Source organism: Serinicoccus chungangensis, assembly GCF_001483745.1.
In the GTDB taxonomy this organism is placed as follows: domain Bacteria; phylum Actinomycetota; class Actinomycetes; order Actinomycetales; family Dermatophilaceae; genus Ornithinicoccus; species Ornithinicoccus chungangensis_A.
On the sequence record NZ_LQBL01000028.1, the window covers coordinates 636,324 to 659,651 of the forward strand.

The 23,328-nt window shown below is 73.3% G+C and carries 23 protein-coding genes; 9 read left to right on the plus strand and 14 right to left on the minus strand.

The window, feature by feature from the left end:
* Positions 1-223: 223 nt before the first annotated feature.
* The 3 genes from AVL62_RS11315 to AVL62_RS11325 form a co-directional block, all read right to left on the minus strand.
* Positions 224-1,693: a sodium/glutamate symporter gene (locus AVL62_RS11315; protein ID WP_058891705.1), complete on the minus strand. Its 1,470-nt coding sequence runs from the start codon at positions 1,691-1,693 to the stop codon at positions 224-226.
* Positions 1,694-1,769: 76 nt separating this feature from the next.
* Positions 1,770-2,579: a methyltransferase domain-containing protein gene (locus AVL62_RS11320; RefSeq protein ID WP_058891706.1), complete on the minus strand. Its 810-nt coding sequence runs from the start codon at positions 2,577-2,579 to the stop codon at positions 1,770-1,772.
* The gene (locus AVL62_RS11325; RefSeq protein ID WP_058891832.1) at positions 2,576-3,619 is read right to left on the minus strand and encodes a hypothetical protein; all 1,044 of its coding nucleotides are present in this window, start codon (positions 3,617-3,619) and stop codon (positions 2,576-2,578) included. The genes AVL62_RS11320 and AVL62_RS11325 overlap by 4 nt, the downstream gene beginning before the upstream one ends.
* 54 nt (positions 3,620-3,673) lie before the next feature.
* Between AVL62_RS11325 and AVL62_RS11330 the strand changes: the two genes are divergently transcribed.
* The 3 genes from AVL62_RS11330 to AVL62_RS11340 all read left to right on the plus strand — a co-directional run bounded on the left by AVL62_RS11330 (position 3,674) and on the right by AVL62_RS11340 (position 6,762).
* Entirely contained in the window at positions 3,674-5,359 is a 1,686-nt protein-coding gene (locus AVL62_RS11330) for a DUF885 domain-containing protein (protein ID WP_058891707.1), read from the plus strand.
* Positions 5,356-5,943, plus strand: coding sequence for a GNAT family N-acetyltransferase (locus AVL62_RS11335; protein ID WP_235585668.1), 588 nt, complete (start codon positions 5,356-5,358; stop codon positions 5,941-5,943). Before AVL62_RS11330 ends, AVL62_RS11335 begins: the two co-directional genes overlap by 4 nt.
* Positions 5,944-6,117: 174 nt before the next feature.
* Positions 6,118-6,762, plus strand: coding sequence for a Maf family protein (locus AVL62_RS11340; protein ID WP_058891708.1), 645 nt, complete (start codon positions 6,118-6,120; stop codon positions 6,760-6,762).
* Between the two features lie 18 nt (positions 6,763-6,780).
* On the opposite strand, the gene paaE is transcribed toward AVL62_RS11340, so the two are convergent.
* From paaE to paaA, 5 genes are all read right to left on the minus strand, one after another.
* A complete protein-coding gene (gene paaE, locus AVL62_RS11345; protein WP_058891709.1) occupies positions 6,781-7,908 on the minus strand; it encodes a 1,2-phenylacetyl-CoA epoxidase subunit PaaE in 1,128 nt (375 codons plus the stop codon).
* Between the two features lie 64 nt (positions 7,909-7,972).
* Positions 7,973-8,491, minus strand: a complete 519-nt coding sequence (paaD, locus tag AVL62_RS11350; protein WP_235585679.1) for a 1,2-phenylacetyl-CoA epoxidase subunit PaaD — start codon at positions 8,489-8,491, stop codon at positions 7,973-7,975.
* Positions 8,492-8,499: 8 nt separating this feature from the next.
* A complete protein-coding gene (paaC, locus tag AVL62_RS11355) occupies positions 8,500-9,264 on the minus strand; it encodes a 1,2-phenylacetyl-CoA epoxidase subunit PaaC (RefSeq protein WP_058891711.1) in 765 nt (254 codons plus the stop codon).
* Positions 9,261-9,548: a 1,2-phenylacetyl-CoA epoxidase subunit PaaB gene (gene paaB, locus AVL62_RS11360; RefSeq protein WP_058891712.1), complete on the minus strand. Its 288-nt coding sequence runs from the start codon at positions 9,546-9,548 to the stop codon at positions 9,261-9,263. The genes paaC and paaB overlap by 4 nt, the downstream gene beginning before the upstream one ends.
* Positions 9,545-10,594 (minus strand): 1,2-phenylacetyl-CoA epoxidase subunit PaaA, encoded by a 1,050-nt coding sequence (gene paaA / locus AVL62_RS11365; protein ID WP_058891713.1) that lies wholly within the window; start codon positions 10,592-10,594, stop codon positions 9,545-9,547. Before paaA ends, paaB begins: the two co-directional genes overlap by 4 nt.
* 96 nt (positions 10,595-10,690) lie before the next feature.
* Between paaA and AVL62_RS11370 the strand changes: the two genes are divergently transcribed.
* The 3 genes from AVL62_RS11370 to AVL62_RS17320 all read left to right on the plus strand — a co-directional run bounded on the left by AVL62_RS11370 (position 10,691) and on the right by AVL62_RS17320 (position 12,753).
* The gene (locus AVL62_RS11370; protein ID WP_058891714.1) at positions 10,691-11,257 is read left to right on the plus strand and encodes a GNAT family N-acetyltransferase; all 567 of its coding nucleotides are present in this window, start codon (positions 10,691-10,693) and stop codon (positions 11,255-11,257) included.
* Between the two features lie 7 nt (positions 11,258-11,264).
* A complete protein-coding gene (locus tag AVL62_RS11375; RefSeq protein ID WP_058891715.1) occupies positions 11,265-12,449 on the plus strand; it encodes a heparan-alpha-glucosaminide N-acetyltransferase domain-containing protein in 1,185 nt (394 codons plus the stop codon).
* 151 nt (positions 12,450-12,600) lie between these two features.
* A complete protein-coding gene (locus AVL62_RS17320; RefSeq protein WP_161937881.1) occupies positions 12,601-12,753 on the plus strand; it encodes a hypothetical protein in 153 nt (50 codons plus the stop codon).
* Between the two features lie 91 nt (positions 12,754-12,844).
* Here the strand turns inward: AVL62_RS17320 and AVL62_RS11380 are convergent, their stop codons facing one another.
* The gene (locus AVL62_RS11380; protein WP_058891716.1) at positions 12,845-15,298 is read right to left on the minus strand and encodes a polyribonucleotide nucleotidyltransferase; all 2,454 of its coding nucleotides are present in this window, start codon (positions 15,296-15,298) and stop codon (positions 12,845-12,847) included.
* 139 nt (positions 15,299-15,437) lie between these two features.
* Positions 15,438-15,707: a 30S ribosomal protein S15 gene (gene rpsO, locus AVL62_RS11385; protein ID WP_058891717.1), complete on the minus strand. Its 270-nt coding sequence runs from the start codon at positions 15,705-15,707 to the stop codon at positions 15,438-15,440.
* Here rpsO and AVL62_RS18055 point away from each other — a divergent pair.
* From AVL62_RS18055 to AVL62_RS11395, 3 genes are read left to right on the plus strand one after another with little or no spacing between them, the layout of a single operon-like run.
* A complete protein-coding gene (locus AVL62_RS18055; protein WP_268793646.1) occupies positions 15,706-15,831 on the plus strand; it encodes a hypothetical protein in 126 nt (41 codons plus the stop codon). The two genes, rpsO and AVL62_RS18055, sit on opposite strands and share 2 nt — an antisense overlap.
* 4 nt (positions 15,832-15,835) lie before the next feature.
* Complete coding sequence (locus tag AVL62_RS11390; RefSeq protein ID WP_058891718.1) at positions 15,836-16,831, plus strand: DNA topoisomerase IB; 996 nt, start codon at positions 15,836-15,838, stop codon at positions 16,829-16,831.
* On the plus strand, positions 16,828-17,562 hold the full coding sequence (locus tag AVL62_RS11395; RefSeq protein ID WP_058891719.1) for a PIG-L deacetylase family protein: 735 nt from the start codon (positions 16,828-16,830) through the stop codon (positions 17,560-17,562). The genes AVL62_RS11390 and AVL62_RS11395 overlap by 4 nt, the downstream gene beginning before the upstream one ends.
* 180 nt (positions 17,563-17,742) lie before the next feature.
* On the opposite strand, the gene AVL62_RS11400 is transcribed toward AVL62_RS11395, so the two are convergent.
* From AVL62_RS11400 to ppc, 4 genes are all read right to left on the minus strand, one after another.
* Positions 17,743-18,702: a hypothetical protein gene (locus AVL62_RS11400; protein ID WP_058891720.1), complete on the minus strand. Its 960-nt coding sequence runs from the start codon at positions 18,700-18,702 to the stop codon at positions 17,743-17,745.
* A gap of 223 nt (positions 18,703-18,925) precedes the next feature.
* Entirely contained in the window at positions 18,926-19,762 is an 837-nt protein-coding gene (locus AVL62_RS11405) for an Fpg/Nei family DNA glycosylase (protein ID WP_058891721.1), read from the minus strand.
* Between the two features lie 46 nt (positions 19,763-19,808).
* Complete coding sequence (locus AVL62_RS11410) at positions 19,809-20,468, minus strand: PepSY domain-containing protein (RefSeq protein WP_058891722.1); 660 nt, start codon at positions 20,466-20,468, stop codon at positions 19,809-19,811.
* A gap of 57 nt (positions 20,469-20,525) precedes the next feature.
* Positions 20,526-23,318 (minus strand): phosphoenolpyruvate carboxylase, encoded by a 2,793-nt coding sequence (gene ppc / locus AVL62_RS11415; protein ID WP_058891723.1) that lies wholly within the window; start codon positions 23,316-23,318, stop codon positions 20,526-20,528.
* Positions 23,319-23,328 lie beyond the last annotated feature (10 nt).

Below are 23,328 nucleotides of genomic sequence, written 5' to 3' on the forward strand. Positions count from 1 at the left end.
CCCCCACCCGGCGGGCCAGGGCGTCGTGGTACCTCGCCGCCGCCGTGGTGCCGGGCGTCACCGACGAGGTCCCCCACGGCCCCGGACCCGTCACCGTACCGCGGACCGGGTGCGAGGACGTCGATCCCGCCCACCGGGTGCTTGTCGATGCCAGTGGTGCGCGGCGTGCCGGGGTCGTGCCTGGGCCGGGCGAGGTTGGTGGAGCGGATGCGACCCGGCCCGGTCATGTGGTGACGGCGTCGACGCCGTCGGCCCCCTTCTCCTGCAGCTCGCGTCGTTCGGCGTCGGCCCGGGGGCGGAAGTAGAACCACCCGGTGCCGAGGGCGACCAGGAACAGCGCGAGCATGACCGAGAAGAGCGGCCACGGACCGGTGAGGGCGATGACGGGCACGGCGAGCGCCGTGACGAGCCCGCCGCCGAAGAACGGCTCGAAGACCAGCTGCTTGTAGCCGAACGCCTCGAAGGCCGGGCTCTCCGCGTCCGGGTCGGTGATCCGCATGAGGATCAGCCCGGTGGCGGTGACCCCCATGGACTGGCCGAAGTCGCCGATGCCGCGCTCGAACCAGTAGCGGCCGATGATCCGCGGGGCGAACCACAGGAACAGCCCCACGTTGAGCGCGATGCCGGCCACGGCCAGCAGCAGGAACGAGCCGATGTTGGAGCCGATGGCCTCCAGCGAGAGCGTGCCGATCGCCGCCACGATGAGGAAGTCGAGGGCCCAGCCCTGGATGCGGAGCATGATCTGGTGGTCGATGAGGTGGTCGACGCCGAGCGCCGCCGCGACGGCCTGGATGGCCACGCCGCCGAGCAGCGCCAGCGGGAAGAGCGGGACGAAGGCGAAGATCTCCAGGGGCGTGTCGCCGTTGATCATCACGCTGGAGTAGGTCTGCGACTCCACCCACCGCAGCGCCTCGAGGAAGAGCCACCCGATGAGGATCGCCACCGCCACCAGCGCCATGTGCAGCGACAGCGGCTCCACCGAGGAGGGGCGGCTGGTCATGGTGCCGGCGGGGTAGTACTCGTCCTTGCGGAACAGCCCCTTCTGCTCCTCGACCGAGGCCTGGACGTCGCCCTTGAGGATCTCGGTGCGCCCCGTCCGCACCCCCCAGTTGATGAGCGCGATGCCGATGACCACACCGGCGACGATGCCGACGGTGGCCAGGCCGACCGCGAGGTCGGCGCCCTCGCCGTAGCCGAGGTCCTCGAGCACCGGGCGCATGCCCGCCGCGGTGCCGTGGCCTCCCTCGAAGCCCATCTCGATGAGGGCCCCGACCATCGGCTCGGCGGCCAGTAGCGGCACCAGGATCAGCGCGGCCAGGAGCAGGCCGACGACGTACTGGCCGGACCCCATCGCCACACCCAGGGCCAGCTGCGGCCCGACGAGCTTGCCGGCGCGCCGCGGGGTGGGCAGGTCCTGGCCGAGGAACATCGTGGCGAAGACGACGCTGATGAGCAGGCCCGGCAGGGCGGTCCACACGTCGAGCATCGGCTCGGTGAAGAGCCCGTTCTCACCGACCGGGCCACCGACCCGGCCCAGCACCTGCGGGCCGAGGAGCAGGATGAGGAAGCCCCCGATGATCGAGCTGGGCAGGAAGAGCTTCTGCACCCATCCCACCTTGACCCTCACCACCTTGCCGAGGAGCAGGAAGAGCCCCAGCACGAGGAGCGCGAATCCGATCTGGTCTGCGGACATGGCCGTCCTCCCTCAGTCTGATGGTGCGGTCACCCTGGCACAGGTTCGTCCGCCACCGCCAGCGACCGGCCGAGGTTCAGCCGGACGCGCTGCCCCGGGTGGCCACCGCGAAGACCCGCCGGAAGGGCAGCACCACCCCCGCGTCGGTGCGCGGGTATGCCGCGCGCAGGGCCGCGCGGAGCTCGTCGGCGAAGCCCTCGCGCAGGCCCGGCGGCAGGGCCTGCCGCGTGGGACGGGCCCCGGTGGCGCTGACCCAGGTGAAGACCGGGTCGGGGTCCTCGCCGGCGGGGTCGAGGACGTGCAGGTAGGTGGTCTCCCAGGCGTCCACCTCGCACCCGGCTGCGGACAGCACCCGCAGGTAGTCGGCCGGGTCGTGGGCGGACGGGCTCGCGACCCCGGCGAGGTGCGCGGCATACCGGGGCTGCGCCGCCAGCTCCCGCCTCAGCGTGTGGCTGGGCTCGCCCATGTTGCCGGGCACCGTCATCGCGAGGACCCCGCCGGGGCGCAGCCGGCCGACCAGGTCCGGCAGCAGGGCGAGGTGCCCGGGGACCCACTGCAGGGTGGCGGTGGTGACCAGCAGGTCGACCTCCCCCTCGTCCGGGCCGCCCCGTGCCCAGTCGACGAGGTCGCCCACCTCTGCGCGGGCAGATCCGGCCCCGGCCGTGTCCCTGGCCGCGGCCACCATCTCCGGCGAGGAGTCCAGGCCGAGCACGTCGGCGCCCGGCCACCGGTCGGCCAGCCAGCGCACGCCGTGCCCCGGACCGCACCCCAGGTCGACGACGCGTCGTGGCTGCAGCTCGGGCACCCGGGCCATGAGCTCGGCGAAGGGCCGGTCCCGCTCGGCGGCGTACCGCGTGTAGTGGCCCGGGTCCCAGCCGGCGCTCATGACGGGCCCTCCACGCCGTCGCCGTCGCCGTGGCTGTCGCTGCGCTCCCGCGCCCGCAGCGCGCGGTAGACGGCCCGGACCCCGACCGCCCGCTCCAGCTCGTCGGTGACGACCGAGAAGAACTGGTGCCGGTAGGTGTCGTCGGTGACCGCGCTGACGATGAAGTAGAGCCCGGAGAACGAGGCGAGGAACAGCGAGACCTTGACCAGCTCGACCGAGACGCTGCCGAGGTAGGGCACGTGGCGGGTCTGCTCCAGACCGGTCCAGTTCAGCTGGGTCTGCTGCTGCATGATGATCGACCCGAAGACGAGCAGGAACACGAAGACGGCCACGATGAGCGCCACGACCTGCACCAGCTGGATGAGCAGCAGGGCGATGATGAGGTTCCACCGCTCGAAGCCGGTGACGCGGGCGTAGGACGCCGCGTCCACCCCCGGGTCGGCGGCGAGCCGGGCCTGCGTGGACTCCATGGGCGTGCCCCGGCAGGCCCGTTCCAGGAACGCCTCGTCCACCGCGTCGTCGGCCTTGTCGACCTCCTCCGGCAGCCGGATGAGCTGGAACACCACGCCCACGCCGAGCAGCAGCAGGACGACGAGCCAGTGCGTGGTGAAGGGCAGGCTGGCGCTCATCTCCCACGCCTCGGCGTTGATGAAGAGGAAGGCCACGAAGAGCAGCAGCAGCGGCAGCGCCCGCATGGCGGTCCCGACCAGGAGCGGGACGCTCGTCACCGTGCGGCGCAGCGCGAAGGTGAGGATGGGGCGCGCGTGCAGGGCGGTCGAGGCGTACCACAGCACCGCGAGGACGAGCAGCGTCAGCCACACCGCCGGCGCCGCGCTGACCGTCTGCGAGACCCACCCGAGCGCCCCGCCGAGCGCCGCGGTCACGACGACCACGAGCAGGCCGACGGGCACGAGGTGGCGGGGCCGCAGCGCGGCCCGGGCCGCCGCCCGCTCGGCCGGCACGAAGTAGGACAGCCCGTGCGCGAGGAACCAGCGCTCGGTCTCGCGACGCGGGTCGGCGGGGCGGGGTCGGCGGGGCACGAGCACAGGGTATGCGTGGGGTGGCCGCCCGCCGGTGCGCGGTAGGTTGCGGGGGTGACCACGCAGAGCCGCACCGCCACCGACATCGACCGCATCGCCGAGGCGCACCTGGACGCCACGGTGGCGCTCAGCCCGCTCGAGGCGACCTACCTGGGCGTGACCGGTCGGGACGCCGAGATCGACGACCTGTCGCTGGACGGGCTGCGGGCCCAGCGGGAGCAGGCGGCCGCCACGCTGGCCGCCCTGGAGGGCGCCCGGCCGGTCGACGACACCGACCGGGTCACCGTGGCGGCGCTGCGCGAGCGGCTCGGCCTGGAGGTCGAGCTCGCGGACCTCGTCCTGTCCGGACGGGCCCCGGTGGAGCTCAACGTCATCGCCTCGGCACCGCAGGCGGTGCGCGACATCTTCGACCTCATGCCCAAGGACACCGAGGAGCAGTGGGAGACGGTCGTCGCCCGGTTGCGCGCGGTGCCGGAGGCCCTGCGGCAGTACTCCTCCGCCCTCGCCTGGTCCGCCGGCCAGGGCCAAGTGCCGCCTGTGCGGCAGGTGCGCGCCGTCGCCGCGCAGTGCCGCGACCAGGCCGGTGACACCGCGAGCAGCTTCGACGCCCTCACCGGCGAGGCGAGCGACCAGCCCGAGCCGCTGCGCGCCGACCTCGCGGAGGCGGTGGCCGGCGCCAAGGCGGCCTTCGGCGAGCTCGCGGCATACCTCACCGGGGAGCTGGAGCCCCGCGCGCCCGAGTCGGACGCGTGCGGCCAGGAGCGCTACCGGCTCCACTCGCGCAGCTTCCTCGGGGCGGACATCGACCTCGAGGAGACCTACCGGTGGGGCCAGGAGGAGCTCGCCCGCATCACCCGGCTCATGGAGGAGACGGCCGAGCAGATCCGGCCGGGCGCCAGCGTCGACGAGGCGGTCGCCCTCCTGGACGCCGACCCGGCGTACGCCCTGGAGGGGACCGAGGCGCTGCGCGGATGGATGCAGGTCAAGGCGGACGAGGCGGTGCGTGAGCTGGCCGGCACGCAGTTCGACGTGCCGGAGCCGGTGCGGCGCATCGAGTGCATGATCGCGCCCAGCCAGACCGGGGGGATCTACTACACCGGGCCCAGCGAGGACTTCAGCCGTCCGGGCCGGATGTGGTGGTCGGTGCCCCAGGGGGTGACCCGCTTCTCCACCTGGCGCGAGCTCACCACCGTCTACCACGAGGGGGTCCCGGGCCACCACCTGCAGATCGCGCAGACCGTCTACCGCTCCGAGCTGCTCAACCGCTGGCGGCGCCTGGCGTCCTGGACCTCCGGCCACGGGGAGGGCTGGGCACTCTACGCCGAGTGGCTCATGGCCGACCTGGGTCACATGGACGACCCGGGCAACCGGATGGGCCTGCTCGGCGGGCAGTCGCTGCGGGCGGCCCGGGTGGTCATCGACATCGGGGTGCACTGCGGGTTCGAGGCACCGGCCGAGGTCGGCGGCGGTGAGTGGACCTACGACAAGGCGTGGCGGTTCCTCACGGCGCACGCGCCCGAGAACGAGGAGTCCCTGCGCTTCGAGCTGGACCGCTACCTCGGCTGGCCCGGGCAGGCCCCGAGCTACAAGATCGGTGAGCGGCTGTGGCTGGAGCTGCGGGAGGAGTGCCGGCGCCGGGAGGGTGACGCCTTCGACCTCCAGGCCTTCCACCGGCGGACGCTGGACATCGGGGGCGTCGGCCTGGACACCCTGCGTGCGGCGGTCCTCGGCGAGCTGTGAGCCCCACCGGTCGGTCCCCCGTGCGGGTCACCTCCCGCCTGGTGCTCCGGGGCTTCAGCGACGCCGACCGGGAGCCCTTCGCCGTGATGAACGCCGACCCCGAGGTGACGCGCTACCTGCAGGGCCCGATGAGCCGCGAGCGCTCGGACGCCTTCGTCGACCGCATCGACTCCTGCTGGTCCGGGCGCGGCTACGGGCTGTGGGCGCTGGAGCACCGGGACACCGGTGACTTCCTGGGCTACACCGGGCTGTGGCCCGCGGGCTTCCTGCCCTCGGGGCCCGCCGTCGAGGTGGGGTGGCGGCTGGCGCGGTCGGCGTGGGGCCACGGGTTCGCCTCCGAGGCGGCCAGGGAGACGCTGCGGTTCGGCTTCACCGAGGTGGGACTGCCGGAGATCGTGTCCTTCACCCCGGCCGTCAACACACCCTCGCTGCGGGTCATGGCCGCGATCGGACTGGTGCGCGACCCCGGCCGGGACTTCGACCACCCCCGGGTGGACGCCACGGCATACCCCGAGCTGGTGCGGCACCTCGTCCACGCCCTCGACGCCTCCGTGTGGCGGGCCGGCGCGGACGACAGCGGCTGAGCCCGGCGCACCACGGATCCCACCGGCCACACGCGCCCCGTGGTGCGGGGAAACGTGCGGATGACGGGTATATACCCCCCGCACCGGTGAACGTCCCCGCACGACCGGGCTGCCGTGACGGGTGTGGCCCGTGGGACGTCGCCGCGGTCGGCCGACGCCGGTAGGCTCCCGTCCGTGATCCCCCTCGTGCTCGCCTCCGCCTCGCCTGCCCGCCTCACCACCCTCTCGCGGGCCGGCGTGTCCCCCGAGGTCATCGTGTCCGGGGTGGACGAGGAGGCGGCCCTGGCGGCGGCGCAGGAGCGGCACGGGGAGCTGGAGGCCGCCGACGTCGCGCTGACCCTCGCCCGGGCCAAGGCCGAGCAGGTCAGCCGCGAGCACGGCGTGGACGCCCTCGTCCTGGGGTGCGACTCGGTGCTGGAGCTGGACGGGCAGGTCTTCGGCAAGCCGCACTCCTCGCAGGTCGCGGTGGAGCGCTGGCAGACCATGCGCGGACGGTCGGGCACGCTGCACACCGGGCACTGGCTCGTCGACGACCGCGAGGGCGGGGCGGGCTCCTCGCCCGGGACCGGGGCCACGCTCGGCGCGACCGCGTCCACCGTCGTCCACTTCGCCGACCTCAGCGACGCCGAGATCGCCTACTACGTCGGCACCGGCGAGCCGCTGCAGGTGGCCGGCGGGTTCACCGTCGACGGCCTCGGCGGTCCTTATGTGCGGGGCATCGAGGGCGACTACCACGCGGTGGTCGGCGTCAGCCTGCCGCTGCTGCGCGAGCTGCTGGGGCAGCTGGGCGTCGCCTGGCACGAGCTGCTGGACCGCTGACCCCGGCCCGCGGGCCGCTCAGGCGTCGTAGTCGATGGTGACCTCCTCGGTCACCGGGTGCGACTGGCACATGAGGCGGTAACCGCGCTCGACCTCGTCCGGCTCGAGGGCGTAGTTGCGCTCCATCCGCACCTCCCCGTCGACGACCTTGGCGCGGCAGGTGCCGCACACGCCGCCGGTGCAGGAGAAGGGGGCGTCCGGCCGCTCCCGCAGGGTGGCCGCCAGGATGGTCTCCGCGGCGCTGGCCATCGGCACGGTGGTGGTGCGCCCGTCCAGCGTGACGGTGGCGACCGCCTCCGGGGGGGCGCCCGGGTCGCGGGGCGTCGCGTCCTCGTCCGGGGTGGTGACCGGCGCGCCGTCCCCGTCCACGTGGAAAATCTCGTGGTGGACGTGCTCGGCGTCCACGCCGCGCTCGGCGAGGACCTGCTGCACGGTCTCCACCATCCCGAACGGCCCGCAGAGGTACCACTCGTCCACCTGGTCCTCCGGGACGAAGGTGGCCATGAGCTGCTCGACCTTGTCGCGGTCGATGCGGCCGGTGAGCAGCTCGGCGTCCTGCGGTTCGCGGGACAGGACGTTGAGCAGGGTGAACCGCTGCGGGAAGCGGTTCTTGAGGTCCATGAGCTCCTCCAGGAACATCACCGAGTCGGTCCGGCGGTTGCCGAAGACGAGGGTGGCCCGGGAGTGCGGCTCCTCCTCCAGCGCGGTGGTGAGCAGGGAGAGCACCGGGGTGATCCCGGACCCGGCGGCGACGCCCACGTGGTGCTTGGTCGCGGTCGGCTCGGTCGGGCAGACGAAGGACCCCATGGGGGTCATGACCTGCAGGGTGTCCCCGGGCTGCACGTGCTCGTTGAGCCAGCTCGACATCAGGCCGCCGGGGACCGTCGCGGCGGCCACCCGGACCTCACCGGTCTCCCGGGAGCGTCCCCGGGAGATGCAGCAGGAGTAGGAGCGCCGCACGTCCTGGCCCTCGATCGTGGCCCGCACGGTGAGGTGCTGGCCGGGCTCGAAGGCGAACTCCTCGCGCAGGTCCTCGGGGATCGCGAAGCTCAGAGCGATCGCCTCGTCGGTGAGGCGGTCCACCCGGCTCACCGTGAGGTCGTGGAACCTCGCGCGACGCCGCGTCGGCTGCTGGATCAGGCTCATGGGTCTCCTCGGGGTCTGAGGCGTCGCCCCGGCTGCGGGGTGCCGGGGCGGTGCCCCGGGCGGTCTACAGGGTCTTGAACTCGTCGAAGGGCTCGCGGCAGGTACGGCACCGGCGCAGCGCCTTGCAGGCGGTCGACCCGAACCGGGCGACCTCCTCGGTGTCGTCGGACCCGCACTGCGGGCAGGTGACGACCCGCAGCTGCAGCCCGACGGGCACCGGCCCCGGAGGCGCGGAGTGCGCCCGCTCCCCGGTGGGCGGGGCGATCCCGAAGCGGCGCAGCTTGTCCCGGCCCTCCTCGCTCATCCAGTCCGTCGTCCAGGCCGGGGACAGCCGGGTGACGACCTCGACCGGTATGCCGTGGGACCGGCCGGCCTCGACGACCGCGTCGGCCATGGCGTGCATCGCCGGGCAGCCGGAGTAGGTGGGGGTGATGGTCACCCGCATCCCGGGGTGCCCGTCGACCTCGGCCGTCTCGACCGCGCGGAGGACACCGAGGTCGTCGATGGTGATGACCGGGATCTCCGGGTCGGGGACGGCGCGCATGTCCTGCTCCACCCGGGCGACCAGGTCGGGGTCCAGCACCACGGTCCTCACCAGCTCGCGCCGGGGTGGCTGCGGTGCAGGTGCTGCATCTCGGCCAGCAGGTAACCCATGACCTCGGAGTGGACGCCCTCACGTCCACCCCGGGCGTGCCAGCGGGGGGCGTCCGGCAGGGTGAGCGTGGCCTGCTCCAGCACTCCGGAGATGTAGGCGTTGACCGCGTCCGTCAGGCTCGAGGGCAGCACGCCGACGCCGTGCTCGGCGGCCCACCGGGCGGCGTCGTGGTCCTCGCCCAGCTCCGCGACGTAGGGGTGCACCGCCACGAGGGCCGCCTGCATCCGGTCGTGGCTCTCCTGCGTGCCGTCGCCCAGGCGCAGCACCCACTGGGTCGCGTGGTCGCGGTGGTAGTCCACCTCCTTGACCGCCTTGGCGGCGACGCCCGCCAGGGTCTCGTCGGTCGAGGTGAGCAGGGCGGCGTACAGCTCGCGCTGGTAGGTCGCGAACCACAGCAGCCGCGCCATCTCGTGGGCGAAGTCGCCGCGGGGCTGCTCGACGAGCTGGACGTTGCGGAACTCCCGCTCGTGCCGCAGCATCGCCAGGTCGTCCTCGTCGCGGACCGGGTCCGCTCCCTCGACCTCCCCGGCGTGGGTCAGCAGGGCCCGGGCCTGACCGACGAGGTCGAGAGCCACGTTGCCGAGGGCCATGTCCTCTTCGATCTGCGGCGCGTGGGTGAGCCACTCACCGAGCCGCTGCGCGTAGACGAGCGCGTCGTCGCCGAGCCCGAGCAGGTAGTCGACGTGGTGCTGGCCGCTCACAGGTACTCCACGTCCTCCGGCACGTCGTAGAACGTGGGGTGCCGGTAGACCTTGTCCGCAGCAGGGTCGAAGAAGCTGTCCCGCTCGTCCGGGCTCGACGCGGTGATGTCCTCCGAGGCCACCACCCAGATCGAGACACCCTCCTGCCGCCGGGTGTAGAGGTCGCGCGCGTTGCGCAGCGCCATCTCCCGGTCGGGGGCGTGCAGCGAGCCCGCGTGCACGTGCGACAGACCGCGCTTGGCCCGCACGAACACCTCCCACAGAGGCCAGGTCCCCGAGGTCACGCGACCGCCTCCGGCTGGCGCCGCGCGGCCTGCTTCGCGGCATACGCGTCGGCGGCCTCCCGCACCCACGCACCCTCCTCGTGGGCCTCGACCCGGGTGCGGATGCGCTGCTCGTTGCAGGGACCGTCGCCCTTGAGGACGCGCCAGAACTCGTCCCAGTCGATGGCGCCGAAGTCCCAGTGCCCGCGCTCCTCGTTCCAGGCGAGGTCTGGGTCGGGCAGGGTGATCCCGAGCTTCTGGGCCTGCGGCACGGTCATGTCGACGAACTTCTGCCGCAGGTCGTCGTTGGAGAAGCGCTTGATGCCCCACGCCATGCTCTGCGCGGTGTGACCGCTGCTGGCGTGCTCGCCGGTGTCCGGCGGGCCGAACATCTGCAGGGCCGGCCACCACCATCGGTTGGCCGCGTCCTGGGCCATGGCCCTCTGCTCCTCGGTCCCGCGGGCCAGCACCCACAGGATCTCGAAGCCCTGACGCTGGTGGAAGGACTCCTCCTTGCACACCCGGATCATGGCCCGGGCGTAGGGCCCGTAGGAGCAGCGGCAGAGCGGGACCTGGTTCATGATGGCCGCGCCGTCCACCAGCCAGCCGATCGCGCCGGCGTCCGCCCACGTCAGCGTGGGGTAGTTGAAGATCGAGGAGTACTTCTGCCGGCCCGAGTGCAGCTTGTCGAGCAGCTCGGAGCGGTCCACCCCGAGGGTCTCGGCGGCGGAGTAGAGGTACAGCCCGTGGCCGGCCTCGTCCTGCACCTTGGCCATGAGGATCGCCTTGCGCCGCAGGGAGGGCGCGCGGGTGATCCAGTTGGCCTCCGGCTGCATACCGATGATCTCGGAGTGGGCGTGCTGGGCCATCTGCCGGACGAGCGTCGTGCGGTAGGCCTCGGGCATGGCGTCCCGCGGCTCGACCCGCTGGTCCTGCTCGATGAGCCCGTCGAAGTACTCCGCGAGCGCGTCCGTGTAGTCCGGCGTCTCGGCGGCGTTGAGGGGGTGCGGGGGCGCGGCCGCCTTCGAGTCCGCGGCGCCGGGCTGGGCGAAGTCGTTGCCGTACATGTCCCCAGTGTGCCAGAGATGAGCTCCCATGTATAACGCAACGCACGTCAAGTGACGGTGCGTCTGTAACACGGCGGCCGGTGCGAGACTGGGCGGGTGAGCCATCAGCACGAGCAGCCCCCCGCCGCCGACGCCAGCGTGCGGACCGCGCGGCCCAACGACGCCCCGGCCGTGGGTCTGGTCCAGGCCTTCGTCTGGCAGCACGAGCTCGCCGACGTGCTGGACCAGGAGATCCTGGACGCCCTGACCGGGCCACGCTTCGCGGCCGCCTGGCGCGAGTCCCTGGAGCACCCGCCCACACCACGGCACCGTCTCCTCGTGGCCTGCGCGGGGCCGCAGGTGACGGGGTACGTCGCGGTCGGCCCGGCCGACGACGAGCCCGGCCTTCCGGAGGGGACCTGCGCCCTGCTCCTGGACGGCGGCGTGCACCCGGAGGCCCGGGCCGCCGGACACGGCTCCCGGCTGCTCAACGCGGCCATCGACACCCTCCGCGCCGCCCACGACCAGCTCGAGGGCGTCGCGACCTGGGTGCTCGCCGAGGCCGGCACCACCCGCGCGTTCCTGCAGGAGGCCGGGTTCGAGCCGGACGGGGCGTGGCGGGACCGCGTCGTCGGCGACGACGGACGGACGGTCCGCGAGGTGCGGCTGGTCGCGTGGACGTGACGACGCGATGACCGCCTCGCGACGGCTGGTGGGGATCGACCTGGCGCGCACCCTCGCGCTGCTGGGGATGTTCGCCGCGCACCTGGCCGTCCAGGAGGGTGCCGGCCCGGGTGGCGTGAGCTGGCTGTTCCAGCTCGTCGCCGGTCGCTCCTCGGCCCTCTTCGCGGTGCTGGCGGGCGTCGGCATCGCGCTCGCCGCCCCGCTCGAGGCGGTCCGCGCCGACCCCCGTGCCTACCGGCGCCGGTTGCTCGTGCGCTCGGCGCTCATCGCGGGGATCGGTCTCGTCCTCGGCCTCCCGAGCTCGGGCATCGCCGTGATCCTCGCCTACTACGGCGTGCTCTTCTGCTGCGCCCTCCCCGTCCTGCGGTGGCAGGCCCGGTCCCTGGCGTGGCTGGCCCTGGGGTGGGGGCTGCTCAGCCCGGTGGTCAGCCTGCTCCTGCGCCAGGCGCTCCCGGAGCCGACCCTCGTGGTCCCGTCCCTGGCCTCGCTGCTCGTCTACCCGGTGCAGACGGTGGTCGAGCTGCTCGTCACGGGCTACTACCCGGTGCTGACCTGGGCCACCTACCTGTTCGCCGGGCTGGCCGTCGGCAGGTGGGTGCAGGCGCGCGGGGGCGCCGACCGCACGGTCATCGGCTCCCTGCTCGTCGGGGGCGCCGCAGCGGCCGCCCTGTCGATCGGGGTCTCCGCCCTGCTCCTGAGCTCGCCGCAGGTGCGCAGCGCCCTGCTCGACAGCGTCGGTCTCGACGCCGGGTCGTGGGCCGTCCTGGACGCGGACCGACGCACGGGCTTCTACGGCACCCACCCCGAGGAGAGCGCGTGGTGGCTGGGCGTGTGGGCCCCGCACAGCGGCAGCATCGTCGACCTCGTCCACACCACCGGCACCGCCCTGCTCGTCCTCGGCGGCTGCCTGGCCGTCGTGCGGCTCACGCCGGCCCTGCCCTGGCCGGTCCTCGCCGGCGCCGGACGGACCACCCTCACCCTCTACGTCGCCCACGTGCTCATCCTCTCCACCCCGCTCGGGGACACCGGGCCGCTGGCCCGCGACACCACGACCGGCCTGCTGCTGCACAGCCTGCTGGCCCTGGCGGCCGGCGGCCTGATCGTGGCCACCGGACGTCGCGGTCCGCTGGAGGCGTTCCTGCACCAGGCCACGCACGGCCCTCCCGCCAGGTCGCCCTCCACCCGCTCCTGAACCGCCCGCCTCCCCACGCGGCGGTCCCCCGTCGCGTCTCGGCACGCCACGCCCGTTCACCTGTCGTTCACTTCTGCGTCGTCTTGGGGTACGCTAGGTGAACAGAAGATGAACGGCCTACCGTTCGACCGACCTGGAGGAGGTGGCTCCCATGGCGAGTGTTCGCCCGCTGCGGACCGCGCGACCGACCCGGGCCCTCACGTGGGTCCCGGTGACGGACGCGTCCGGCCGCACCCGGATGGAGATGCGTTGGCACGTCGGTGCCCCCGCGCCGCAGATCCGGCGCCGCGCCCAGGTCGCCTGACCGAGGGCGCGGACCACACCGCGACGACGCCGAAGGGCGGGCCCGACCGGGCCCGCCCTTCGTCATGTCGCACGGTCACCCGCGCGCCTGGTCAGCCCTCCTCGGAGCCGTTCTCGCCACCCTCGGCGCCGGTGCCGTTGCTCCCGCGGCCGCGGCCGCCACGGCGGCGACGCTGACGACGGGGCCGGTCGCCACCCTCCTGCTCGGAGCCGGGCTCCTCGGACCCCGGGGTCTCGGCCTCGGGCGCCGACGCGACCTCGGCCTGGGCGACCTCGACGGCCGGCTCGGCGACCGGCGCAGCGGCCTGCGGCTCAGCGGCCTCGGGCGCCGGCTCGGCCGCGCCGCCCTGCTCACCGGCGACCACCGCGGCGAGCGAGAGCTTGCCACGCGGGTCGATCTCCTTGAGCTCCACCTGGACCTTCTGGCCCACGCCCAGCACGTCCTCGACCGCGTCGATGCGCTTGCCGCCCACCAGCTTGCGGATCTCGGAGATGTGCAGCAGCCCGTCCTTGCCGGGCAGCAGGGAGATGAACGCCCCGAAGGTCGTGGTCTTGACCACGGTGCCGAGGAAGCGCTCGCCGACCTCCGGCATCTGCGGGTTGGCGATCGCGTTGACCGCGGCCCGCGCGGCCTCGGCCGAGGGGCCGTCGGTCGCGCCGATGTAGACGGTGCCGTCGTCCTCGATGGAGATGTCGGCGCCGGTGTCCTCCTGGATCTGGTTGATCATCTTGCCCTTCGGCCCGATGACCTCACCGATCTTGTCCACGGGGACGCGCACCGAGATGACGCGCGGCGCGTAGGGGCTCATCTCGTCCGGGGCGTCGATCGCCTCGGTCATGACGTCCAGGATGTGCATCCGGGCGTCCCGGGCCTGGGTGAGCGCGCCACCGAGCACGTCGGCGGGGATGCCGTCGAGCTTGGTGTCCAGCTGGATCGCGGTGACGAACTCCCGCGTCCCGGCGACCTTGAAGTCCATGTCGCCGAAGGCGTCCTCCGCGCCGAGGATGTCGGTCAGCGCGGCATACCTCGTCTGGCCGTCGACCTCGGCCGAGACCAGGCCCATGGCGATGCCCGCGACGGGCGCGCGCAGCGGCACCCCGGCGTTGAGCAGCGCCATGGTGGACGCGCACACCGAGCCCATGGAGGTCGAGCCGTTGGAGCTCAGGGCCTCGGAGACCTGCCGGATGGCGTAGGGGAACTCCTCGCGGGTCGGCAGCACCGGCATGAGGGCGCGCTCGGCGAGGGCGCCGTGCCCGATCTCGCGACGCTTCGGAGAACCGACGCGGCCGGTCTCACCGGTCGAGTACGGCGGGAAGTTGTAGTTGTGCATGTAGCGCTTGCGGGTCACCGGCGAGAGGGTGTCCAGCTGCTGCTCCATACGCAGCATGTTGAGCGTGGTGACACCCATGATCTGGGTCTCGCCGCGCTCGAAGATCGCCGAGCCGTGCGCCCGCGGGATGACCTCGACCTCGGCCGAGAGTGCCCGGATGTCCTTGAGCCCACGACCGTCGATGCGGACCTCGTCGCGCAGGATGCGCTCGCGGATGAGCTTCTTCTGCACGGCGCGGTAGGCCGCCGAGAGCTCCTTCTCGCGCCCGGCGAAGGCGGCGTCGTCCCCGGCCAGCCGGGCCGTCATCGCGGCCTTGATCTCGTCGATCCGGTCCTCGCGCTCGGCCTTGCCGGCGATCTGCAGCGCCGAGGTCAGGTCACCGCTGGTGGCCTCCTCGACGGCGGAGTAGGCGTCGTCCTCGTAGTCGAGGAAGCGCGGGAACTCCTGGACCTCCTTGGCGGCCTTGGACGCCAGCTCGGCCTGCGCCTCGCACAGGACCTTGATGAACTTCTTGGACTCCTCGAGCCCCTGGGCCACGACGTCCTCGGTCGGGGCCTGCTTGCCCTCGGACCTCACCAGGTCCCAGGTGGCCTCGGTGGACTCGGCCTCGACCATCATGATGGCGACGTCGTCGCCGTCGACGACCCGACCGGCGACGACCATGTCGAAGGTCGAGCGCGCGGCGTCGGAGAAGTTGGGGAAGGCGACCCACTGGCCGTCGATGAGCGAGACGCGCACGCCACCGATCGGGCCGCTGAAGGGCAGGCCCGAGATCTGGGTGGACAGCGAGGCGGCGTTGATCGCCAGCACGTCGTACTGGTGGTCGGGGTTCAGCGAGAGGACGCTGATGACGACCTGCACCTCGTTGCGCAGGCCCTTGGCGAACGTCGGGCGCAGCGGGCGGTCGATGAGGCGGCAGGTGAGGACCGCGTCGGTCGAGGGGCGACCCTCACGACGGAAGAAGCTGCCCGGGATCTTGCCCAGGGCGTACATGCGCTCCTCGACGTCCACCGTCAGCGGGAAGAAGTCGAAGTGGTCCTTGGGGTGCTTGCCAGCGGTCGTGGTCGACAGCAGCATGGTGTCGTCGTCGAGGTAGGCGGTGACGGAGCCGCCGGCCTGCTTGGCCAGGCGTCCGGTCTCGAACCGGACGGTGCGGGTGCCGAAGCTGCCGTTGTCGATGGCGGCTTCGGCGAACGTGATCTCTGGACCCTCCATGGGCCCTCCTTTTCTCTTCACTCTCAGCGCGAGGGGCATCGTCGTTGTGCCCGTCGGTCCTGCAGGCGGGGGGCGCGGGTGGCGACCCCCCGACGCACGGAGAGCGGTCCCCTCACGGGAACCGCTCTCGGTGCGAGACTCAGCGGCGCAGGCCGAGCCGCTTGATCAGCGACCGGTAGCGCTCGATGTCGACGTCCTCGAGGTAGCGCAGCAGGCGCTTGCGCTTGCCCACGAGGAGCAGCAGCCCGCGACGGCTGTGGTGGTCGTGCTTGTGCTCGCGGGCGTGCTCGGTGAGCTCGCGGATGCGGGCGGTCAGCAGCGCGACCTGCACCTCCGGCGAGCCGGTGTCGCCCTCGGTCGTGGCGTACTCCTTGATGATGTCCTGCTTGGTGGCAGTCTCGATCGCCATGGGCGACTCCTTCGTGTTGTTGCGCGGCGCCAACCCGGGCCTGTTCACCGGGGCACTCTCGATCCGCGGCCGTCATGACGGCACCATCCAGGTTATCAGCGTGCGCCGGGGCACCCTAATCTGAGCAGATGCCCCGCCTGCGCACCGTCTCCCCCGCCTCCCCCGGCTGGACACGCCGCCGGTCGGGCCGTGGCTTCACCTATCTCGACGCGCAGGGCGCTCGGCTGGGCCCCGAGGACGTGGCGCGGGTCAAGGCGCTGGTCATCCCGCCGGCGTGGAAGCACGTCTGGATCTGCCCCCACCCCAACGGTCACCTGCAGGCGGTGGGCACCGACGACGCCGGCCGCCGCCAGTACCTCTACCACCCCGCCTGGCGCGAGCAGCGCGACAAGCTCAAGTTCGAGCGGGTCCTCAAGGCCGCCGCGCGGCTCCCCGCGGCACGCCGCCGGATCATCCGGGACCTCGCCCTGGAGGGTATGCCGGTGCAGCGCGCCGAGGCGGTCGCGGTGCGCCTGCTCGACCTGGGCTACTTCCGCATCGGCAGCGACGTCTACACCGACGCGCACGGCAGCTTCGGCCTCACGACCCTGGAGCGGCGGCACGTGCGGGCCCGCGGCGAGGTCCTGCTCTTCTCCTTCGTCGGCAAGTCGGGGGTCGAGCACCGGATCCAGATCGACGACCGCGACGTCATCGCCGCGCTGGACCGGATGCGCCGGCGGCGCTCGGGCGACCGGCTGCTGGCCTACCAGGACGGGCGGCGCTGGATCGACCTGGACGCCGCCGCGGTCAACGCCTACCTCGACGGGCTGCTCGGGGGCGAGCTGACGGCCAAGGACTTCCGCACCTGGCACGCCACGGTCCTCGCCGCGACCTCCCTGGCGCTGACGCAGGAGCCCGGCGACACCCAGACCTCGCGGCGTCGTGCGGTGCGGGCGGCGGTCGAGGAGGTGTCGGCATACCTCGGCAACACCCCGACGATCGCCCGCAACTCCTACATCGACCCCCGGGTCATCGACCTCTACGAGGCAGGGACGACGATCGGCGAGGCGGCGCGGCGACGACACCGCTCCCCTGCGGCGAGGACGCGCGACCTGGAGCGCGCCGTGCTAGAGATGCTGTCATGAGCCTTGCGACCTTCCCCCACGACTGGCAGCGGGCGCTGTGCATCGTCGCCCACCCCGACGACCTGGAGTACGGCACGGCGGCCGCCGTGGCGCGGTGGACCGAGGAGGGCAAGGAGGTCACCTACCTCCTGGTCACCCGCGGCGAGGCGGGGATCGCCACCATGGCCCGGGCCGAGGCCGGCCCGCTGCGCGAGCAGGAGGAGCGGGACGGCGCCCGCGAGGTCGGTGTGGACGAGGTGCTCTTCCTCGAGGGCTTCTCCGACGGCGTGGTGGAGGCGGACCTGCGGCTGCGCCGTGAGCTCGCCCGGGTCGTCCGCGACGTGCGTCCCGAGGTCGTGACGACCATCACCCACGCCGAGACCTTCCCGAACGGCGGTCTCAACCAGGCCGACCACCGGGCCGTGGGGCTGAGCGTCATCGACGCCGTCGCCGCCGCGGGCAACCGGTGGATCTTCCCCGAGCTCGTGACCGAGGGCCACGAGCCCTGGGACGGCGTGCGGTGGATCGCCTCCTCCGCAGGGCACACGCCCACGCACGAGGTCGACGTCACCGGCACCTTCGAGCGCGGGGTCGCCTCGCTCGAGGCCCATCGCGAGTACCTCTCCGCGCTCGGTGACGACTACCCCTCCCCGCGGGAGCTGCTCGGCAGCATCCTGGGCGACCCCGACAGCGCCGGGGAGGACGGGGTCCCCACGCGCTACCGCTGGGCCGCCCAGGTCTGGGAGCGCTGAGGCCTCCCGCCCGCCGGGCTCGGGAACCTGAGCAGAGAAAGGGCTCTCCCGTCCTCCGGGTCGGGCGCCTGAGCAGAGAAAGGGTCCCGGGACAGCGGTCGTATCCCCTGCCTCGGGCCTGTTTCTCTGCTCAGGTATGCCGTCGCCCGGGCGGGCGTCAGGCCGTCGCCCGGGCGGGCGTCAGGCGGGGCGCCGGGAGGCTGCCCGCCCCAGCGCGGCGCGGATCCTGGCCCGCACGACGTGGGGGTGGGCCAGGTCGGCCCACGTGATCCGCACCACCTCGTAGCCGAGCTCCCTGAGCCGGTCCTCGCGCAGCTTCTCGGCGACGAGGACGTCGCGGTCGGTGTGCTTCACCCGGCCGTCGAACTCCAGCAGGACCCTGGTCCCCCGCACCCGGAAGTCCGCGCGGCCGACCAGCCATCCGGACGGGTCGCGGATCTCGACCTGGCACTCGACCGCGATGCCGAGCAGGTGCAGCAACCAGGCCGTGCGCGACTCCCCGGCGCTCTCCCTCGTCCCATCCGCCAGCTCCGCCACCAGCCGTGCCGCCGGCCGGTCGCGCTGCAGGCACGACAGGCCGACCAGGGCGCGGAGCTCCTCCGGGGTGGCGGCCCGGGCCCGGAGGGCGGAGTCGGCCGCCACGAGCCCGGCCTCCGCCCCGTGGACGACCGCCTCCTGGAGGGACGCGAGCGCGGGCCGGACCGACGGCATACCGTCCTGCTCGATGACCTGGTCGACCGGCACGGGTGCGTGCACCCACAGGCCGCCCGAGCGGTGCCCGCGCCCGCACCCCACCCGGCTCGCGTGGACCTCGTCGTCGACGCCGAAGACGTCCAGCCCGTGCTCGGCCATCGCGCTGCGGTGACTGAGTGCCACCTGTCCGGGCCGGGTGCCGAGCGAGGGCGAGGAGCCGACGACCGCACGTGCCCGCAGCCGGTCGCGCTCCCACGGGGCCGAGGCGTCCCAGACGCGGCGGTCGACGAAGACCTCCCGGCGCAGCCGCAGCAGCACCCCCTCGGCGATCTGCTTCCTGATGACCGAGTCGGACACGCCGAGGCGGTGCAGGTCGGTCGTCGTGACACCGTCCGGCTGGGCCTGCAGCAGCTGGCGGACGGTGGGGTGCGTGGCGTCCCTCCCCATGGGGCCAGCCTGCCCTGTCGCGCCGGCGTGCTCGGGGGTTGTCCACAACGGCCACCCGGCGAGCGCAACCTGAGCAGAGAAACGTCCCCGAGGCAGGGGTCACGACCCCTGTCTGGGGAACCTTTCTCTGCTCAGGCGCCACGGGATGGCGCGGAGGGCGGGCGGGGGCGCGCGGGACGGGGCAGGGCCGGGCAGTGCGGGCCGGGCGGGGGGCGCGGCGTCCTCAGGTGCGGCGCTGGCAGTTGCCGCACCAGAAGAGGTTGCGGCCGGCGACGACCTTGTGCCGCACGACCGAGCCGCAGCGCAGGCAGGGCAGCCCGGTGCGCTGGTAGACCGCGAACTCGCGCGGCACCGCCGGCTCCTCTCCCCGGCCCAGGGCGGCCTCGGTGTCCTCCAGCACGTCGTCGAGCGTGATGATGGTGCCGGTGCGCACCCCGAACGGCATGAGCCGCACGAGGTCGTCCCAGACGAGCTGCCACGAGGCTCGCTTGAGCGTCTTCCCCGGCCGCAACGGGTGCAGCCGGTGGCGCCACAGCACCTCGCACCGGTAGATGTTGCCGACGCCCGCGAGGACGGTCTGGTCCATGAGCAGCTCGGCCACGGTCTTCCCCGACCGGGTGATCGTGCGGTATGCGGCGTCCGGGTCGTTGAGCTCGCTCACCGGCTGCAGCGGGTCGGGTCCCTGGCGCAGGACGAGGCGGTCGACCTCCGCCTCGTCCACGACCTGGCAGGCCATGGGCCCCCGCAGGTCGGCGACGTGGGTGTCGGAGAGCAGCCGCAGCCGCACCTGCCCGGTGGCCGGCGGGTCCTGGCCGCCCGGGTCGACGGGCAGGACGAACCACTTGCCGATGAGCCCGAGGTGCACGTAGAGCGTCCGGCCCCCGGCGAAGTCGACGAAGAGGAGCTTGCCGTGAGCCCACGCGCGCTCCAGCACGGACCCGTCGAGCTGGGCGGCCCCCTCGGCGAAGCGCCCCTGGGGACTGCTCACGGCGGGCGCTGTGCCGCCGAAGGCGTCGTCGAGCGAGCGCGCCAGGCGGTGCAGCGTGTGACCCTCGGGCATGGGCTGATGCTCTCAGGTGCCCCCGCGGGCTCCGCACCCAGCCCGGTCAGGCGTCGGTGCGGAGCACCTCACCCGTCACGGCGTCCACCCAGACGTCGACGTCGTCCCCGGAGCCGGGACCTCGGTCCACCGACACCTCCCAGGACGGGTCGCCCTCCTCCTCGAGGCTGGCGTCGTCCAGGCTGCCGCCGACCTCGTCGACGGCGGTGGTGACGGCCTCCTCGAGGGAGACCTGGGCCGCGTCCATGGCCGCCAGCTCCTCGGCGTCCAGGTCGTCCTCCCCCACCCGGGTGACCGCACCGCCCGCGTCGACCTCCACCGTCACCGACCGGCCGTCGACCCGCAGGTCGACCTCCCAGGTGCCGTCGTCGTCGCCGTCGACCTCGTACGCCGTCCCGCCGGTCTCCTGCTGCGCGGCCTCGATCGCCGCGAGGGCGGCCGCGGTGATGTCCTCGCCGGCACCCCCGTCCTGGGTGCCCTGCCCGTCGGTGGCGCTGCCGGTGTCGCTGCCGGTGTCGTCGGTCGCGCCCGTCTCGGTGCCCCCGGCACCGGCGTCGTCATCGCCGGTCTCGGAGGAGGCGCCGGTCGGTGCGGCGGTGGCCTCGATGCCCTCGGTGGCACCCTCGGTGCCGCCGCAGGCGGAGAGGGTCAGCGCCAGGGCGAGGGCCAGGGCGGTCGTGGTCCGGGGGGCTCGGGAGATCCTCATGAGGACCAGCCTGGACCCCGTGGATGAGGGCGCTTCTCATGAGAGTCCTCTCACCGGTCAGCCGGTGTTGCGCAGCCCCGCAGCCACCCCGTTGACCGTGACCAGCAGCGCCCGCTGCAGCTCGTCCACCTCCTCGTCGGAGGCCGGGTCGCCACCTCCGCCCTCGTCGCCCGCCGGACGGTCGCGCAGCCGACGCAGCAGCTCGACCTGCAGGTAGGAGATGGGGTCGAGGTAGTTGTCGCGCACGGCGAGGGTGCGCTTGAGCACCGGCTGGTCGTCGAGGAGGTGCTCCTCGCCGGTGAGCCGCTTGAGCTCGGCCACCGTGAGCTCGAACTCGGCACGGATGGTCTCGAAGATGTGCCGCAGCGGCGCCGGCACGAGGGTGTCGACGTAGTGCGCCGCGATGTCGAGGTCGGTCTTGGCCACGGTCATCTCCACGTTGGAGATGACCGACCGGAAGAAGTGCCAGTGGTCCAGCATCTCGGTGAGCTCGGCCTCGTGGCCCGCCTCCCGCGCGGCCCGCAGCCCCGACCCCACCCCGAACCAGCCGGGGACGATCTGCCGCGTCTGCGTCCAGCCGAAGACCCACGGGATCGCCCGGAGGCCGTCCAGCCCCTTGCCGGTGTCCGGCCGCTTGCTGGGCCGTGACCCGATGTTGAGCGCGCCGAGCTGGTCCACGGGGGTCGCGGCCACGAAGTAGGCCGGGAGGTCCTCGTCGTCGATGAGCCGACGGTATGCCGCGAAGGCGGCGTCGCTGGCGACGTCCATCACCGCGCCGTAGCGGGTCCGCTCCTCGGCGGTCGTGCGCGGGTCGCGGTGCAGGGCGGAGGCGCGCAGCACGGCGGCCAGTGACAGCTCGAGGTTCTCCTGGGCCAGCGCGGGCAGGGAGTACTTGTCGGAGATCACCTCGCCCTGCTCGGTGAACTTGATCTCCCCCTCGAGCACGCCGTTGGGCTGCGCGAGGATGGCGTCGTAGGTGGGGCCGCCGCCGCGCCCGACCGACCCGCCGCGGCCGTGGAAGAGCCGCAGCCGCACCCCGTGCCGGGCGGCGACGTCGCGCAGCGCGCGCTGCGCCTGGTGGATGCCCCACTGGCTGGTGAGCACCCCGGCCTGCTTGTTGGAGTCGGAGTAGCCGAGCATGACCTCCTGCACGTCCCCGCGCAGCCGCACCAGCTCGCGGTATGCCGGCGTGGACAGCATCGCGTCGACGAGCCCGGCCGCGCCGCGCAGCTCGTCGATGGTCTCCAGCAGCGGCGCGAACCCGATGCGCGCGAAGGCGCCCTCCCCACCGGTGTCGCCGTGCAGGTCGACCAGCCCGGCCTCGCGGGCCAGCACCGCGGCCGCGAGCACGTCGTCGGGTCCCTGGGTCATCGAGATGATGTAGGTCTCCACCACGTCCGGGCCGTAGGTGGCGAGCGCCTCGCGGATCTCGTCGAAGACCGCCAGCGTCTGCTCCCGCGGGGCGGCGCGGGTGAGCAGGGGGCGGCGCGAGCCCAGCTCCTCGCCGAGCAGGGCGAGCCGCTCCTCCCGGGCGAGCGCGGCATACCCTCCCTCGCCGGTCGCTCCGGCGGCGTCGAGCATCGGCGCCAGCGCCTCGTGGTGCCTCTCCGAGTGCTCCCGCACGTCGAGGGTCGCGAGGTGCAGCCCGGTGGAGGCGATGGTCCGGGTGGCGTGGGCGAGCCGGCCGTCGGCGACGAGATCGCCCCCGTGCCGGCGCAGCGAGTCGGCGACCACCCGCAGGTCGGCGAGGATCTCCCCCACCTCGGAGTAGTCCCGGCCCTCCTCGTGCGAGGTCCCGGCCTCGAACCGGCGACGCGTGTTGAGCAGCTTGGCCCGCACGCAGGTGAGCTTGAGCCGGTAGGGCTCCTGGGCGTTGAGCTCCAGGACCCGCTTGTCCAGGCCCGGCAGGTGGGCGAGGTCCTCGCGCACCGACGCCATGAGCTCCTCCTCCACGTCGACCACGACGGTCGAGGAGGACAGCTGGGAGATGAGCAGGTCGACCAGCGCCAGCGCCACCTTGACGGCGTGCGTCCCCTGCAGCCGGAGCACCTCACGGGTCACGGCGGGGGTGACGTAGGGGTTGCCGTCGCGGTCGCCGCCGATCCAGCTCCCGAACCGGACGGGGGTGCGCCCCGCGGGCAGCCGCACGTCGTGCTCGGCCAGGAGGTCGGCGAGGTGCCCGAGCAGGGCGGGCATGGTGGTGGTGAGGACCTCGTCGAGGTAGTACATGGCGTTGCGCGCCTCGTCCAGCGGCGTGGGGCGGTTCTGCCGCAGCTCGTCGGTCTGCCAGATGAGGTCGACGAGCTCGCCGAGGTCCCGGTCCTGGCGGCGACGGGCCAGGGTGTCCGGCTCCGTCGGCGTCGCCAGCAGGTCCGACAGGTGGCGGATCTTGGTGAGCACGCTGCGCCGGGACGCCTCGGTCGGGTGCGCGGTGAACACCGGGCGCACGTCGAGCTCGGCGACGCTGTCGGCGAGCAGCTGCGGCCCGCCGACGTCGACGACGTCGCGCACGGCGGAGGTGAGCCAGCCCTCCCCCTCCGGACGGGCGGCGTGGGTGCGGACGCGGTGGACCTGCTCGGCGGCATTCGCGAGGTGGAAGTATGCCGAGAACGCGCGCACCAGCTCGGTCGCCTCGTCCAGGGGCAGCTCGGCGAGCACCCGACGGACCTGCGCGGCCGCCTCCTCGTCGCCCTCCTTGCTGGCCTTGGTGGCCAGGCGCACCTCCTCGACCGCGTCCAGCAGCTCCTCCCCGTGGTGGCGCACGAGGGACTGGCCCAGGAGGGTGGAGACGCGCCGGACGTCGGCGCGCAGCTCGGGGCTGATCGGGTCGGTGGGGGTCGGCTCGCTCACGGGGTCGACC